Raw genomic sequence first — 15,031 nt, forward strand, 5'->3', positions numbered from 1 at the left:
GCTCACCTCCGGGGGAGCAGCACATTGCGGTGCCATTCGAAGAAAGTAGGCAATACGGATCGAAGAACGCGGAAAGCCGATATTCCCCCGCGTACCGTGCCGATCCGGACGAGCTCATGTTCTGGAGCGTCCACGACCACCCGGACGGCCGCAACCGGGCGCTCACCGGCCCGGACGGCAGTGAAGAGCGTGGCCGCCGACTCCATGTCCACGGCGATCGCCCCGCCGGCCGCGAGCGCGGACCGTTCGGCGCCGCGTACGACGTGGTCGGAGCCGGTGAGCGGGCCGGTGTGGACGGTACGGCCGGGCAGGGTGCGGGAGAGTTCCTTCACCAGCAGTTCGGTGCCGACGCAGGGAACGGTCGAGCGCGGGTCCCGGGCCTCCTCGGCGACGACCAGGTCACCGGGGTGCATGCCGGGGGCGAGCCCCGCGCAGAAGCCGGTGGCGAGCACGGCGGCGTCGGCCAGCTCCGGGCCGGCCAGGGCCCGCCCGACCGCCCGCTCGGCCGCCCTGGGCCCCATGCCGGTGCGCAGCACGGTGACCGGCCCGCCCGCCCCGCTCCTGTCGCCGGCGCGCAGAGCGAGGTGCTCGATGCCGAGCGCGCAGGCGATCAGCAGCGGGGCGGGGGCGGGCTGGATGCTCATCAGGTCCCCTTGGCCTCGGCGCGGGCCCGGTGTGCGGGGAGCCGGTCGGCGAAGGGGTCGCCGTGGACGTACCGGCCGAGCGCGGTGAGCGGGAAGACCTGCCGGTACAGGTGGTAGTTGATGGAGAAGTCCCAGGGGAAGCCGGTGCCGGTGAAGTAGGGCTCGTCCCAGGAGCCGTCCTCGCGCTGGGCCGAGGCGAGCCAGGCGACGCCGCGCTCGACCGCCTTGGAGTCCTGCTCCCCCGCCGCGAGCAGCGCCATCAGCGCCCACGCCGTCTGGGAGGCGGTGGAGGCGCCCTTGCCGCTCCACTTCTTGCTGTCCTGGTAGGAGCGCAGGTCCTCGCCCCAGCCGCCGTCGTCGTTCTGCACGGACTCCAGCCAGGCCACGGCCCGCCGGATCGCGGGGTGCGAGCCGGGGAAGCCCGCGGCCACCAGGGCCGGCACCACGGACCCGGTGCCGTAGACGTAGTTGACGCCCCAGCGGCCGAACCACGAGCCGTCCGGCTCCTGTTCGGCCAGCAGCCACTCGATGCCGCGGCGGGTGCGCGGGTCGTGGGCGAGTCCCTCGACGGCGAGCATCTCCACCACGTGCGCGGTGACGTCGGCCGAGGGCGGGTCGATGACCTCGCCGAAGTCGCAGAACGGCAGCCGGTTCGGGAAGGGACTGGTGTTGTCGACGTCGAAGGCGCCCCAGGCGCCGTTCTTCGACTGCATGCCGAGGTTCCAGCGCACGCCGCGGGAGATGGCCTTCTCGACGCGCTCGGGGTCGTGGTGCGCGACCCGGCGCAGCGCGAGGACCACCTCGGCGGTGTCGTCGATGTCGGGGTAGTTGTCGTTGTGGAACTCGAACGCCCAGCCGCCGGGCGGGAGTTGAGGCCGCTTCACCGACCAGTCGCCGGGGCGCACGATCTGCTCGCCCAGCATCCAGTCGGCGGCCTTGACCAGTTGCGGGTGGTCGGCGGGCACTCCGGCGTCGGCGAGCGCGATGGTGGCCAGGCACGTGTCCCACACCGGCGACTGACACGCCTCGATCATCCGGGCGCCGTCCTCGCGCCACACGGCGAAACGGTCCAGCGACTCCAGGCCCGCGCGCATGACCGGGTGCTGGAGGTCGTAGCCGAGCAGGTGCAGCGCGATGACCGAGTACACGGCCGGGGGCTGGATGCCGCCCCAGCAGCCGTCGTTCTCCTGGCGCTCGATGATCCAGCGGGCGGCGGTGTCCATCGCGGCCTTGCGCAGCCGCTTGGGGACGACTCTGCGCAGGGCGTGCAGGCCCTTGTCCAGGCGCTGGAAGGCGCCGTCCCAACTGGCAACGGGTGCGAGCGGTCCGGGCGGGTTGGGGTGGGCCGGGTCGGTGTGCAGCTCGTCCAGCGCGAACGGCGCGGGGCGTACCGGGCGCTTGGCGGAGACGACGGTGAGCGGCACGATCGTCTGGCGGGCCCAGCAGCCGAAGTCGTAGATGTTGAGCGGCAGCCAGTGCGGGAACCAGATGAGCTCCGGCGGGAGTTCGGGCAGGTCCTCCCACTTCCACCAGCCGAACAGGGCCAGCCAGATCCGGGTGAAGACGCGGGCCGCGGCGATGCCGCCCTGCGCGCGGACCCAGGCGGAGGCCTTCGCCATGTGCGGGGCGTCGACCGCGTCGCCGGCCAGCCGGAGGGCGACGTACGCCTCGACGGTGGCGGACAGGTCGCCGGGGCCGCCGTAGAAGGTGGCCCAGGTGCCGTCCTCGCGCTGCTCGCCGCGGATGAACAGGGCGGCGGCGCGGGTGGTCGCCTCGTCGCGGATGCCCAGGAACTGGCGCAGCAGCAGGTCCTCGGCGTCCATCGTGACGTTCGTCTCGAGGTCGCCCTTCCACCAGCCCTCGGCGTCCTGCTTCGAGAGCAGGAAGTCGGTGGCGCGCCGTACGGCGCGGGTGGCGGCTTCGTGCACCCCGGCCGCCCCGGGGGTGTGGGTGTCGGTTTCGCTGGCCGCGGCAGCGCGGGACGGCAAGGTCGCCCCGGTGCTTCCGTCGGTCGTCGCTGTCATGGCTTCCCCTTCGTGCAGTCGTGCGAGTCGTGCTGCTGTGGGTCCGCCGTCGGCCGGTGCTCTCGTGGTGGAGCTGCCGGCCGGCGACTACGCGAGGGTGGTGGTCCGCCCGATAGTGATCATCTCTTTCGTACGACGACGAAGTCGGCGAGCGCCGTGAACTGCGCCCGTACCCGGTCGGGCATGTCGATGGCGTCGAGGGCTTCGATGGCGATGGTGTGCTGGCGGCGGGCCTCCTCGGCGGTCCACTCCCGGCCGCCGGCCTCCTCGATCAGGCGGGCGCGCTCCGCGAACTCCTCCTCGGAGAAGTTCTCGAAGTCGCTCGCCTTGGCGTCGGCGGCGAGCAGGTCGCCGAGCCGGTCGGACGCCGAGCCGCCCGCCGCGAGCGCGGCCACGACCGGCAGCGACTTCTTGCGCTGGCGCAGGTCGCTCCAGGTCTGCTTGCCGGTGGCGTCGGGGTCGCCCCAGATGCCGAGGAGGTCGTCGACGGCCTGGAAGGCCAGGCCGAGGTGGTAGCCGTACTTCTCCAGCGTGTCCGCGGTGCGGTCGTCGGCGCCGCCGAGGACCGCGCCGATGGAGCTGGCGCAGGCGAGCAGGGCGCCGGTCTTGTTGCCCTCCATCTCCAGGCACTCCTCGACGCTGACGCGGTCGCGGTGCTCGTAGGAGATGTCCTGGGCCTGACCGTCGATCAGGGACCGGCTGGCGGTGGTCAGGCGCCGCGTCGCGCGGCCGGCGTCGGTGGTGCCCAGTTCCAGCAGCACCTCGTTGGCCAGCGCGAACAGGGCGTCGCCGACGAGGATGGCCTGGGCGGGGCCGTGCACCTTCCACACGGTGTCGCGGTGGCGGCGCTGCTCGTCGCCGTCCATCAGGTCGTCGTGCAGCAGGGAGAAGTTGTGCACGAGTTCGACCGCGACCGCGCCGGGTACACCGGTCTGTGGCGCCGCCCCCGTGACCTCGGCGGACAGCACGGCCAGGGCGGGACGGACCGCTTTGCCGCCGTCGCCGGAGGACGGGTTGCCCGCCGCGTCGATCCAGCCGAAGTGGTAGGCGGCGACGGTGTCCATGGGAGGCGCCAGGCGGTCGACGGCCGCCCTCAGTACCGGCGTGGCCAGTGTCCGGCCGCGCTCCAACAGCGCGGCCACGTCCACCTCGGTGGCACGAGCGGCCGTCGAGGCCGGGGGGACAGGGGGCACAGTTACTCCTCTTGTTGCGGTACCGGGGGTGCGGGGGCCTGCCTCGCCGCGCTCGCCGAGCATCACGCCGCCTCCTCCACGGGGAAGAGACGGCGGGGGCGGGGCCGGCCCAGGGCGCCGAGGGCGGCCTCCGCCGCGCTCACACCGCTGCGGACCGCACTCTCCATGGTCGCGGGCCACCCGGTGGCGGTCCACGCTCCGGCCAGGTACAGGCCGGGGGTTCTGGTGCGGGCGCCGGGCCGCAGCCGCCCGACGCCGGGGGTGGGAGCGAACGTGGCGGTGCGCTCCCGGGTCACGAAGAAGTCCCGCACCACGGCGCCGCGGGTGCCCGGCAGCAGCCGCTCGAGCTCGGGCAGATAGCGTGCGCGCAGCTCGGCGACGGGCAGGTCGATCTCGTCGTGCACGGCCGACTGGGACAGCGCGAGGTACTGCCCCGAACGCAGCCCGGACGACTCCGTGCGGTCGAAGACCCACTGCACCGGGGTGCCCAGCGCGGTCAGGAAGGGCGCGTCGAGCACCTTGCGGTCGTAGACGACATGGACGTTGAGGATCGGCGCGGTCCCGATCCGCAGCAGCTCCTCGGGCGCGTCGAGCGCGCCGGGCGGCAGCAGGTCGTGGGTCTCGCGCTGCGCTACGGCGAGGACGACGGCGTCCGCGGTGAGCGTCTCGCCGGGAACCTGAACGCGCAGGCGTCCGTTTCCGTCTTCACAGACGGAGGTGACGCGTGTACGGACTTCGGTGCGCACGCCCGCGGAGTCGAGCGCCTTGCGGGCCAGCCGGTCGTGCAGATCGCCCAGGGGGACGCGCGCCCAGCCGATGTCGGCCGCGCCCGGGTCGGACAGCAGGCCGGTCTTGAACACCATCGCGGCGAGCGCGAGGGAGGCGTCGCCGGCGACCGCGTTGAGGGTGGCGACCCCGACCAGGTCCCACAGGGCCTCCACGGCGCGCGGCGACTGGCCGTGCTCGGCCAGCCAGCTGCCGAAGTCCCGGGTGTCCAGGGCCGGGTCGGTGAGGTCGAGTCCCTTGAGCGCCAGTGCGGCCCGTCCCACCTTCGCCCGCTCGGCGAGCGAGAGATGCGGGTAGGTGGCGAGGCTGCGGCCCAGGTGGAGCGGTACGGGCAGGGCGTCGCGGCGCAGCCGGCCGAGCCGCCGCCCCGCCGGCTTGCCGAGGTCGACCACGGGCACGTCGAGGCGGTCCTGGAGCGGAGCCAGCGCGGCGCCGTCGATGCGGTCGAGGAACCAGCGGTAGGCGGTGCAGCAGCGCAGGTAGACGTGCTGGCCGTTGTCGACGGTGAGGTCGCCGCGCTGGAAGGAGAAGGCCAGGCCGCCGAGTCTGGGCCGGCCCTCCAGCAGGGTGACGCCCAGGCCCGCGTCGGCGAGGGCGAGCGCCGCGGTGATGCCGGCGAGTCCGCCGCCGACCACGACGGCGTGCCGCCCGGAGCCGGCCGGCTCCGGCGCGTCCGCGTGCGGTCTCCCGGACCGCGTGGTGTCGCTCATCGCGCCCCCTCCCCCGCGATCGCCGCCCGCCCGGAGAGCACCGCGCGGTCAGCCGTCGCCGTCAGGGACGCCGTCGCGACCGCGAGGGTTGCGCGGACGCCTCCCCCGGGCGCGCGGACGTGTCCGCGGCTCGCCGTGGGCCGGCCGACACTCTGCGTGGCGCGGCACGCGCCGACGTGCGCGGTGACGGCGCGGCCGCCGTCCCGCCGGGCGACGCGGCCCGCGCCATCCGTCAGGGCGGCCGCCGACAGGCGCGCCGTCTCGTCACCGGCGGCACGGCTGATGCCGTCCCGCATGGCGGGCTCCTTCACGCGCGCCTCCTGACGGTCTGCCGGGAGATGTGCCGGGCGTCCAGTCCGGACAGGCCGCGCACGGCGACGTAGGCCTTCTCGTGTCCGGGCAGCGAGACCCGGCCGCGCAGGACGGCCTCGGGCTCGCGCTCGATGCGGTCCAGCAGCCGGCGGTAGATGCCGGCCATCGCCGCCACGCAGGCGCCGCTACGCCGGTCGAGCATGGGCAGCAGCCGGTAGCCCTCGGCGAAAAGGGCGCGGGCCCGTCGCACTTCGAAGTGCACGAGGCCCGCGAAGTCGGAGCCCTCCGGTGGCGTCGGCCCCTGGAACCCGGCGGAGCAGCCGAATTTGGCGAGGTCGTCGGCGGGCAGATAGGTACGGCCGCCCTCGGCGTCCTCCCGGACGTCTCTGAGGATGTTGGTGAGCTGCAGCGCGAGCCCGAGCGTGTCGGCGTACTCCGGCGCGCGTTCGGCGCCGCGCGCCCCCGGTTCGGTACCGAACACGCCGAGCGAGAGGCGGCCGATGGCACCCGCCACGCAGCGGCAGTACACCTTCAGGTCGTCCCAGGTCTCGTACGTCTCGCCGCGTACGTCCATCAGGACGCCGTCGATCAGCTCGTCGAGGCCGCCCAGCGGGATCGGGAACTGCGCGGCGGCGTGGGCGAGGGCGACCGCGACCGGGTCGGTGTCGTCCTCGCCGACCTCACCGGCGCGGACACGGCCCAGCACCGACCGCGTCTCCTGAAGCCGCGCCGCCTTCACGTCGTCGTCGAGCGCGCCGTCGCCGATGTCGTCGACGCGGCGTGAGAACGCGTACAGCGCCGACATGGCGCGCCGCTTGGGCGTGGGCAGCAGCCGGATGCCGTAGGCGAAGTTACGGGCCTGCTGTCCGGTCACCGCCTCGCAGTAGCGGTAGGCGGCGAGTACCGGTGCGGACACGTGTGACGGAGGCTCCACGGTCCGGATCACCCCTCTCCTCGCAGGGTCACGCCCACCTCGCGCAGCAACTGCACCTTGCCGTGCTTGGGAGGGCCGGGAAGTACGTCGTATTCGGCGGCGGCGATCGCGTCGATCGCCGCCCTTCCCCCCGCCACGAACCCCGCGAGCAGCAGTTTCAGCCTGCCGTGGACGCTACCCACCAGGGGGGCGCCTTCATTCAGCAGCCGGCGGGCGCGTTGCGCTTCGAACGCGACGAGCGCGCGCACCGATGCGCCCGCGCTCGCCGCGGCGAGATCCGCCTCGCCGACGTGAAAGCGTTTCATGTCGGCGGCGGGCAGATAGATGCGGTCACGGCCGAGGTCCTCGGCCACGTCCTGGAGGTGCTCGACGATCTGCAGGGCCGTGCAGATCTGGTCGGAACGGCGGATCCGCTCGGGCGTCGCGGTGCCGGTGACGGCGAGCACCAGCCGGCCCACGGGGTTGGCGGACAGTTCGCAGTAGGCGAGGAGGTCGTCGTAGGTCTCGTAGCGGGTGACGAGCTGGTCCTGGCGGTTGGCCGCGATCAGGCCGAGGAAGGGTTCGGGGGTGAGCGCGCGGCGGCGGACCGTGCGCTGGAGCCGGCGCAGCAGCGGGTGGCGGGGCACGCCGTCGAAGACGCGCCGCAGGTCGGCCTCGAAGGCGTCCAGCAGCACCAGGGGGTCCTCGGCGTCGCGGTCCGGCACGCCGAGCAGTGCCGCGTCGGCGCCACCGGGGGCGAGGTCGCCGTCTCCGATGTCGTCGACAAGCCGGGCGAAGCCGTAGACCGCCATGAGGTCGTCCCGCCAGGCCCGGGGCAGGAAGAAGGGGGCCACGGGGAAGTTCTCGTCCGCGGCCTTGGCGAGAGTGCCGCGCTCCGGATCCGTACGGGGTCGCGTCGTCGCCGTGTCCGTCACCGCCGGCTGCCCGGGGCGGGGACGGCACATGCTGCGCCCAGCTGGGGAGTATCCGTAGCCATTGCCGTCACATCTCCCGTTCTACACCGCGGACCCGATACACACTATTTCGGACACGCCGCCCGACCCCCCGCGCGGCGTCCCCGGCGCAGGGTGTCGCGCATTATCTCCCCACTTGCCGCCTTTGGGGACTGTTCCAGCTTACGTTGTACAACGCGTCCGGGATCCCCGGGGTGTCCTGCGCATCACAACAACACACCGATTTCCGTCAAGATTCCTCATGCTGGCCGGAGTTGACGTTTCCTTTGCACGGCGAGGGCCCCGCCGGTCCGGTTCCGGCGGGGCCCTGCGGCAGGCGGGTCACTTGCCCGTGAACTTCTCGTACTCCTTGAGGACCTCTTCGGTGGGGCCGTCCATGCGCAGCTCACCGCGTTCCAGCCACAGCACCCGGTCGCAGGTGTCACGGATGGACTTGTTGCTGTGACTGACCAGAAACACCGTGCCGGCTTCCTTGCGCAGCTCCCGGATGCGTTCCTCGGAGCGCTTCTGGAACTTGGCGTCACCGGTGGCCAGCGCCTCGTCGATCATCAGCACGTCGTGGTCCTTGGCGGCCGCGATGGAGAACCGCAGCCGGGCGGCCATGCCGGAGGAGTACGTGCGCATCGGCAGCGTGATGAAGTCGCCCTTCTCGTTGATGCCGGAGAAGTCGACGATGTCCTGGTAGCGGGCCTTGATCTCCTCGCGGGACATGCCCATGGCCAGACCGCCGAGGATGACGTTGCGCTCGCCGGTCAGGTCGTTCATCAGCGCCGCGTTGACGCCGAGCAGCGAGGGCTGGCCGTCGGTGTAGACCCGGCCCTTCTCGCAGGGCAGCAGCCCGGCGATGGCGCGCAGCAGGGTCGACTTGCCGGAGCCGTTGGAGCCGATCAGACCGATGGCCTCGCCCTTGTAGGCGACGAACGAGACACCGCGCACGGCGTGCACCTTGCGCACGCCCCGCTCCTCGCCGCGTTTCACGATGCGGCTGAGGGCGGCGGTCGCGCTGCCCTTGCCGCCCTTGGCGCCGTTGACGCGGTAGACGATGTGCACCCCGTCCGCGATCACCGTCGGGACGCGTTCGGTGCTCTGCTGCTCAGCCACGGCCGTACCTCTCCTCCGCCTTCCAGAAGTACACGAAGCCGCCCACGGCGAACAGCACGGCCCAGCCGCCGGCCGCCGCCCAGACGTGGTCGGGCAGGTTGCCCGCGCCGTAGCCGTCGATGAGGGCGAAGCGCATCAGGTCCATGTAGATCGCGGTCGGGTTCCACTGCAGGACGGTGGCGATCCACTGCGGCTTGTTGGCGAGCATCACCGGGATGGAGAACATCACGCCCGACGCGTACATCCACGTCCGCATCACGAACGGCATCAGCTGCGCGAGGTCCGGGGTCTTCGCTCCGGCCCGCGCCATGATCAGCGACAGCCCGGTGTTGAAGCAGAACTGCAGCAGGAGTATGGGAATGATCAGCAGCCAGGACAGGTCCGGGTAGCTGCCGAAGCCGATCGCGAAGATGAACAGCACGATCATCGAGAAGAGCAGCTGCTGCAGCTGCTGGAGCGAGAACGAGATCGGCAGCGAGGCGCGCGGGAAGTGCAGCGCGCGCACCAGGCCGAGGTTGCCGGAGATCGCCCGCACCCCGGCCATCACCGAGTTCTGCGTGAAGGTGAAGACGAAGATGCCCGTGACCAGGAACGGCACGTACACCTCGCGGGACATGCCCTTGTCGGCCTTGAGGATCAGCCCGAAGATCAGGAAGTACACGGCCGCGTTCAGCAGCGGGGTGGCCACCTGCCACAGCTGACCGAGCTTGGCCTGGCTGTACTGGGCGGCCAGCTTGGCCGAGGAGAAGGCCATGATGAAGTGGCGCCGGCCCCACAGCTGACGGACGTACTCCCTCAGCGGCGGCCGGGCGCCGCTCACGGACAGCCCGAACCGGTCGGCGAGCTGTGCCGCCGTGAGGCCCTCGTCGGGCGACGGTGCCGCGCTCACCGCGACGGTGCCGTCATGCGTTGTCTCACTCACAGTGGAAACTTTCGTCTTCGTTTCGATGCGCAGCCTGTGCGGGCTGGGCACGGGCCGGGGGCCAGGGGTCGGGCCGCCGGCGTGCCGTCGGGAACGAGCTTCTCAGATGATGGGAGGCCGGCCCAGCCGGGTCAGCCGCCACACGGTACGCCACCGCATGGGACGGCGGGGACCGCACGCCGTGGTCCAGCCCTCGCGGAAACCGCCGAACCACGCCTTCAGCGCCGACCGGGAGGGGCGGCGGGCCAGCGTGAGCAGCAGCCACACCCCGAGGTAGACCGGGACGAGCGGGGCGGGCAGGTTGCGGCGGGCCAGCCAGACGCGGTTGCGGGCGACCATGCGGTGGTAGACCGCGTGCCGCGAAGGGGCGGTCGTCGGGTGGTACAGCACCATGTCGGACCGGTAGTCGATCATCCAGCCCGCGTCCAGGGCCCGCCATGCCAGGTCGGTCTCCTCATGGGCGTAGAAGAACGCGTCCGGCAGCGCCCCGACCTCGGCAAAGACACGCGTACGGACGGCGTTGGCGCCGCCGAGGAAGGTGGTGACCCGCGAGGAGCGCATCGGGTCCGAGGCGCGCAGCCGGGGCACGTGGCGGCGCTGGGTGACGCCGGTGTCCGGGTCGGCGATGCGGAAGCTTATGATGCCGAGCTTCTCGTCTGCGGCGAACGCCTGCCGGCACAGCTCGGCGGTGTCGGTGCGGGCGAGCAGACCGTCGTCGTCGAGGAAGAGCAGGATGTCCACGTCCCGGCCGCCCGGCCCGAACGCCTCGATGCCGACGTTGCGCCCGCCGGGGATGCCGAGGTTCTCCGGCAGCTCGATCGTGCGCACGCCCGCGGGGACGTCCGGGACCGGTGAGCCGTTGCCGACGACGACCACCTCGACCCGGTCGCCGTCCTGCTTCGCGACCGAGTCGAGCAGCGCGCGCAGCTCGTCGGGGCGGTTGCCCATGGTGATGACGACCGCGCCGACCTTCAGGGCCGCGGCGCTCATCGCAGCCTGCTGGAGGCGAGGACGGACACGAGGTGCAGCAGCGTCTGCAGCAGCGCGATCCCGGCGAGCACGGCGGTGCCGAGGCGGGTGAAGAACAGATCGCCCCGGGCCTGGTCCACGATCGCGAGGACCAGGATCAGCAGCGACGCCTCGATACCGAGGATCAGCCGGTGGAACTTCAGCGCCGCGGCGGCCTTGCGGGCCAGCGCCATGCCGGAGGAGCGCGGCTCGGACGCCGCCTCCTTGACCGGCGCCAGCCCGGCCTGGTGGCGGGCCACGCCGACCAGGTCCGTCTCGGCCTTGATCAGGATCGCGCCGAGCGCGGCGAGGGTGCCGAGGAACGCCCACAGCCAGTCGATACGGCCGCTGCCGAACAGGTCGGCGGCGCGCAGCCCCAGGCCGACCAGCACGGCGGCGTCGGTGAGGTAGGCGCCGACCCGGTCCAGGTAGACCCCGCCGAGGGAGTACTGCTGCTTCCAGCGGGCGATCTCGCCGTCGACGCAGTCCAGCAGCAGGTACAGCTGGACCGCCACCACGCCGAGGACCGCGCCGGGGATCCCGGGCACCAGCAGCGCCGGGGCCGCGAGCACGCCGCAGACGGTCATCAGGTAGGTGAGCTGGTTGGGGGTGACCCTGGTGTTCACCAGGTAGCGGTCGATCCGCAGGGACACCTCACGCATGTAGAGGCGGCCCGCCCAGTGCTCACCGCTGCGCCGGTCCTTGACCCCCGCGGGGTGCACGACCGGGCGGAGTTCAGCTACCGATGGCCTTGACATAGTCGGCGTAGACGTCCTTGATCTGGTCGGTCGTGAGGTCGAGGTGTTCCAGGATCGTGTAGCGGCCGGGCCGGGTCTCCGGCGCGAACTCCACGACCTTGACGAACTCCTCGGTCGTGAAGCCGATCTCGCCCGGCAGCACGGGCAGCCCGTGCCGGCGCAGCACCTCGGCCATGTGGGCCGACGCCTCGTGCGCGCCGCGCAGGTACATCGCGAAGGCGGCGCCGAGGCCGCACTGCTCGCCGTGGCTGGCGGCCCGCTTGGGGTAGAGCAGGTCGAAGGCGTGGTTGATCTCGTGGCAGGCGCCGGAGGACGGCCGCGAGTCGCCCGAGACGGACATGGCGATGCCGCTCAGCACCAGGGCCTCGGCGAGGACCTGGAGGAAGTCGTTGTCGCCGATGCCGCCGGGGTGGCGCAGCACCGCCTCGCCCGCCTGCCGGGCCATGGCCGCGGCCAGGCCGTCGATCTTCTCGCCGTTGACGCGGTTGGCCAGCTCCCAGTCCGCGATGGCGGAGATGTTGGAGATGGCGTCGCCGATGCCGGAGCGCACGAAGCGGGCCGGGGCGTCGCGGATGACGTCCAGGTCGATGACGACGGCGATCGGGTTCGGCACACCGTAGGAGCCGCGGCCGGCGTCGTTGTCGAGGGTGGCGACCGGGGAGCACAGACCGTCGTGCGCGAGGTTGGTCGGCACGGCGACCAGGGGCAGCCCGACGCGCGCCGCGGCGAACTTGGCGCAGTCGATGATCTTGCCGCCGCCGAGGCCGACGACCGCGTCGTAGCGGCCGCCCTTCATGTCGCCGGCCAGCCGGATCGCGTCGTCCAGGGTGCCGCCGCCGACCTCGTACCAGGTCGCGCCGGGCAGTGAGGGCGCGATGCGCTCGCGCAGCCGGGCGCCGGAGCCGTTGCTGACGGCGACGGCGAGCCGCCCGGAGTGCGAGATCCGCTCGTCGGCGAGGACGCCCGCCAGGTCGTCGAGGGCACCCGGGCGGATGTCCACGACGACCGGCGTGGGGATCAGCCGGGTCAGTACTGGCACGCGATCACACGCCCCTTGGCGAGGTCGTCGTGGTTGTCGATCTCGACCCACTTGACGTCGCCGATCGGCGCCACGTCGATCTGGAAGCCGCGGTTGACGAGCTCCTGGTAGCCGTCCTCGTAGTACAGCTGCGGGTCGCGCTCGAAGGTGGCCTTCAGCGCGTCGGCCAGCTCGGCGGCCGCGTCGCCCTCGATGAGGGTGACACCGATGTACTCGCCGGTCGCCTCGGCCGGGTCCATCAGCTTGGTGATCTTCTGGACGCCCTTGGCGGGGTCGACGACGACCTTCATCTCCTCGTCGGCGAGGGACTTCACGGTGTCCAGGGCGAGGATGATCCTCTTGCCGTCGCCGCGGGCCGCGAGCAGGGTCTTCTCCACGGAGACCGGGTGCACGGTGTCGCCGTTGGCGAGGATCACGCCGTCCTTGAGGGCGTCACGGCCGCACCACAGGGAGTAGGCGTTGTTCCACTCCTCGGCCTTGTCGTTGTCGATCAGGGTGATCTTCAGGCCGTACTTGGCCTCCAGGGCCTCCCGGCGCTCGTACACGGCCTCCTTGCGGTAGCCGACGATGACCGCGACCTCGGTGAGACCCACCTCGGCGAAGTTGCCGAGGGTGAGGTCCAGGACGGTGAGGCTGTCCTCGGCGCCCTCGGGCCCGACCGGCACCAGCGCCTTGGGCAGGGTGTCGGTGTAGGGGCGCAGACGCCGTCCGGCGCCGGCCGCCAGCACGAGGCCGATCATGCGGGTTCTCCTTCGTCGTGTACGGCGGGTGCGCCGCCCTGATGGGCGGACACCCAGAAGCGGATGCTCTCGGCGAGCACCAGCAGGGCGATGATCACGGCCAGTGCCGTGAGCGCGACCTTGAACTGCGGGGCGGTGAGCAGCGCGGCCAGTACGGCCACGAGCAGCGTCCGCCCCTCCTGTCCCCCGGTGGCGCGCACCAGCCAGGCCGGGGGCGCGCCGGCGTCGCCGCGGATGCGGTACACCGTGTCGTAGTGATGGTAGGCGACGGCCGCCACCAGCCCGAAAGCCGCCGGAAGCGCCCCGTTCACGTCCGCTTTCGCGGCCAGCACGAGCACGGTGACGTATTCGGCGGCGCGGAAGAGCGGGGGGACGAGCCAGTCGAGGGGGCCGGTGAGGGGACGGGCGACGGCGAGCGCGGAGGTCAGGACGTAGCCGGCGGCCGCGAGGGCGGGCCAGGCCGTGCCCTGGCCGGTCAGCGCGGAGACGGCGACGACCGCGGCGCCGCCCAGCAGGGCGAGCGCGGGGACGGCGAGGCCGGGCAGCCGCCGCACCGGCAGCACGCGGGCGAGGGCGTGGGCGAGCGGCCCGGAGTCGGCGAGGTCCGCGAGCGCGCGCGCGGCGCGGTCGGTGCCCCGGTGGGCCCGGCGGGCCAGGGAACGCAGCACCCGGCCGGCCGTGGTGTAGAGAGAGGCGAAGGCGCAGCCGGCGAGCAGGGCGTAGAAGGTGATGCGCGGGGTGGTCGCGGCGGTGAGGACCGCGATCATGGCCCACCGCTCACCGATGGGCAGGATGATCATGCGGCGCACCCACAGGGTCCAGCCGACGCCGTCGAGCCGGTCGGTGGGGGCGGCCGGCTTGGACCCGGCCGTGGCGGGGGCCGCGTCGTCGGTGGCCTCGTGGAAGGCGAAGTCGACCATGTGCCGGCCGGTCTGCAGGATCATCGCGCCGAGCGCGAGGGCCCATACGTCGTCACCGCCGCGGGCCGCCCCGAGGGCGAGGCCCGCGTAGTAGGCGTACTCCTTGGCCCGGTCGAAGGTGGCGTCCAGCCAGGCGCCGAGCGTGGAGTACTGCAGGGAGTAGCGGGCGAGCTGGCCGTCGGTGCAGTCGAGCACGAACGACGCGATGAGCAGGACGGCGGCCGCGACGAAGCCGGCGCGGGTGCCGGTGGCCGCGCAGCCCGCGGCGATCAGGGCGGTGAGCAGCGAGGCCGTGGTGACCTGGTTCGGGGTGAGGCCGCGCCGGGCGCACCAGCGGGCGAGGTGGCGCGAGTAGGGGCTGATGAAGAAGGTCGTGAAGAACCCGTCGCCGGCCTTCACCGCCGACTTCAGGCGTACGGCCTCCTCGTCGACGGCGGCGACGGCCTGCCGTGCCTCGTTGCGGGCCTGCGGGTCGGCCGGTACGGCGGCGACGAGACTGCCGAGCGCGGGGCGGTGGACGTCGGTGCCCTCGGCGTCGAGCGCGGCGGTGACACGGTCGGCGAGACCGGCCAGGGCGGTGTGAGTGGCGCACGCGGAGCCCGGGGCGCCCGGGGTGTCACCGGACGCGGAGGTCTCGCGGGCCATCGCACGGGTGAGGGCCTGGCGGCCCGCGGGCTGGGCGGTGACGGCACCGGGGATCGCGGCGAGAGGGAAGCGGGGGTCGGTGAGGCCGAGGCGCAGGGCGTGCAGGTGGCCGACGAAACGCGCGTCGACTACGGCGACGCGCTGGTCACCGGGGACGGCGGCGAGCAGGGACTCGGCGTCGGCGGCGTCCGAGGCCGACCGCACCTCGAAACCCAGCGCCCGCAGGTCGTCCTCGATCGACGCTCCGGGGACCGGCTGGCCGGTGAGGATGGCGGTCGACAACCGAACTCACTCCCTGGACACCGGCGCGTCGGGCGCCGGTCGTGTGCATGGTGGGGGGTG

14 protein-coding genes are annotated in these 15,031 nt (G+C 72.7%); all 14 read right to left on the reverse strand.

What is annotated here, in order from left to right; genetic code table 11:
• Positions 1–2: 2 nt before the first annotated feature.
• The 14 genes from AB0E88_RS14225 to AB0E88_RS14290 all read right to left on the reverse strand — a co-directional run bounded on the left by AB0E88_RS14225 (position 3) and on the right by AB0E88_RS14290 (position 14,971).
• Complete coding sequence (locus tag AB0E88_RS14225) at positions 3–644, reverse strand: 1-hydroxy-2-methyl-2-butenyl 4-diphosphate reductase (protein WP_361629197.1); 642 nt, start codon at positions 642–644, stop codon at positions 3–5.
• Positions 644–2,668 carry a squalene--hopene cyclase gene (gene shc, locus AB0E88_RS14230; protein WP_361629200.1) on the reverse strand — a complete coding sequence of 675 codons (2,025 nt, stop codon included), beginning with the start codon at positions 2,666–2,668 and terminating at the stop codon, positions 644–646. Before shc ends, AB0E88_RS14225 begins: the two co-directional genes overlap by 1 nt.
• 119 nt (positions 2,669–2,787) lie before the next feature.
• Positions 2,788–3,924, reverse strand: coding sequence for a polyprenyl synthetase family protein (locus tag AB0E88_RS14235; RefSeq protein ID WP_361629335.1), 1,137 nt, complete (start codon positions 3,922–3,924; stop codon positions 2,788–2,790).
• Positions 3,924–5,357: a hydroxysqualene dehydroxylase HpnE gene (gene hpnE / locus AB0E88_RS14240; RefSeq protein WP_361629203.1), complete on the reverse strand. Its 1,434-nt coding sequence runs from the start codon at positions 5,355–5,357 to the stop codon at positions 3,924–3,926. The genes AB0E88_RS14235 and hpnE overlap by 1 nt, the downstream gene beginning before the upstream one ends.
• Positions 5,354–5,668 (reverse strand): DUF6380 family protein, encoded by a 315-nt coding sequence (locus AB0E88_RS14245; protein WP_361629206.1) that lies wholly within the window; start codon positions 5,666–5,668, stop codon positions 5,354–5,356. The genes hpnE and AB0E88_RS14245 overlap by 4 nt, the downstream gene beginning before the upstream one ends.
• Complete coding sequence (gene hpnD, locus AB0E88_RS14250) at positions 5,665–6,615, reverse strand: presqualene diphosphate synthase HpnD (RefSeq protein WP_361629209.1); 951 nt, start codon at positions 6,613–6,615, stop codon at positions 5,665–5,667. The genes AB0E88_RS14245 and hpnD overlap by 4 nt, the downstream gene beginning before the upstream one ends.
• Positions 6,612–7,547: a squalene synthase HpnC gene (hpnC, locus tag AB0E88_RS14255; RefSeq protein ID WP_361629212.1), complete on the reverse strand. Its 936-nt coding sequence runs from the start codon at positions 7,545–7,547 to the stop codon at positions 6,612–6,614. The genes hpnD and hpnC overlap by 4 nt, the downstream gene beginning before the upstream one ends.
• 330 nt (positions 7,548–7,877) lie before the next feature.
• A complete protein-coding gene (locus AB0E88_RS14260; protein WP_361629215.1) occupies positions 7,878–8,657 on the reverse strand; it encodes an ABC transporter ATP-binding protein in 780 nt (259 codons plus the stop codon).
• Positions 8,650–9,579 carry an ABC transporter permease gene (locus AB0E88_RS14265; RefSeq protein WP_361629218.1) on the reverse strand — a complete coding sequence of 310 codons (930 nt, stop codon included), beginning with the start codon at positions 9,577–9,579 and terminating at the stop codon, positions 8,650–8,652. The genes AB0E88_RS14260 and AB0E88_RS14265 overlap by 8 nt, the downstream gene beginning before the upstream one ends.
• Before the next feature lie 102 nt (positions 9,580–9,681).
• On the reverse strand, positions 9,682–10,554 hold the full coding sequence (locus tag AB0E88_RS14270; protein ID WP_361629338.1) for a glycosyltransferase: 873 nt from the start codon (positions 10,552–10,554) through the stop codon (positions 9,682–9,684).
• Between the two features lie 11 nt (positions 10,555–10,565).
• Positions 10,566–11,309, reverse strand: coding sequence for a CDP-alcohol phosphatidyltransferase family protein (locus AB0E88_RS14275; protein ID WP_361629221.1), 744 nt, complete (start codon positions 11,307–11,309; stop codon positions 10,566–10,568).
• A gap of 13 nt (positions 11,310–11,322) precedes the next feature.
• A complete protein-coding gene (locus tag AB0E88_RS14280; protein WP_361629224.1) occupies positions 11,323–12,384 on the reverse strand; it encodes an iron-containing alcohol dehydrogenase family protein in 1,062 nt (353 codons plus the stop codon).
• Entirely contained in the window at positions 12,372–13,124 is a 753-nt protein-coding gene (locus tag AB0E88_RS14285; RefSeq protein ID WP_361629227.1) for a phosphocholine cytidylyltransferase family protein, read from the reverse strand. The genes AB0E88_RS14280 and AB0E88_RS14285 overlap by 13 nt, the downstream gene beginning before the upstream one ends.
• Positions 13,121–14,971 carry a DUF5941 domain-containing protein gene (locus tag AB0E88_RS14290; protein WP_361629230.1) on the reverse strand — a complete coding sequence of 617 codons (1,851 nt, stop codon included), beginning with the start codon at positions 14,969–14,971 and terminating at the stop codon, positions 13,121–13,123. The genes AB0E88_RS14285 and AB0E88_RS14290 overlap by 4 nt, the downstream gene beginning before the upstream one ends.
• Between the last annotated feature and the right edge of the window lie 60 nt (positions 14,972–15,031).

Origin of the sequence: Streptomyces sp. NPDC028635 (assembly GCF_040637635.1) — a bacterium.
Lineage (GTDB): Bacteria > Actinomycetota > Actinomycetes > Streptomycetales > Streptomycetaceae > Streptomyces.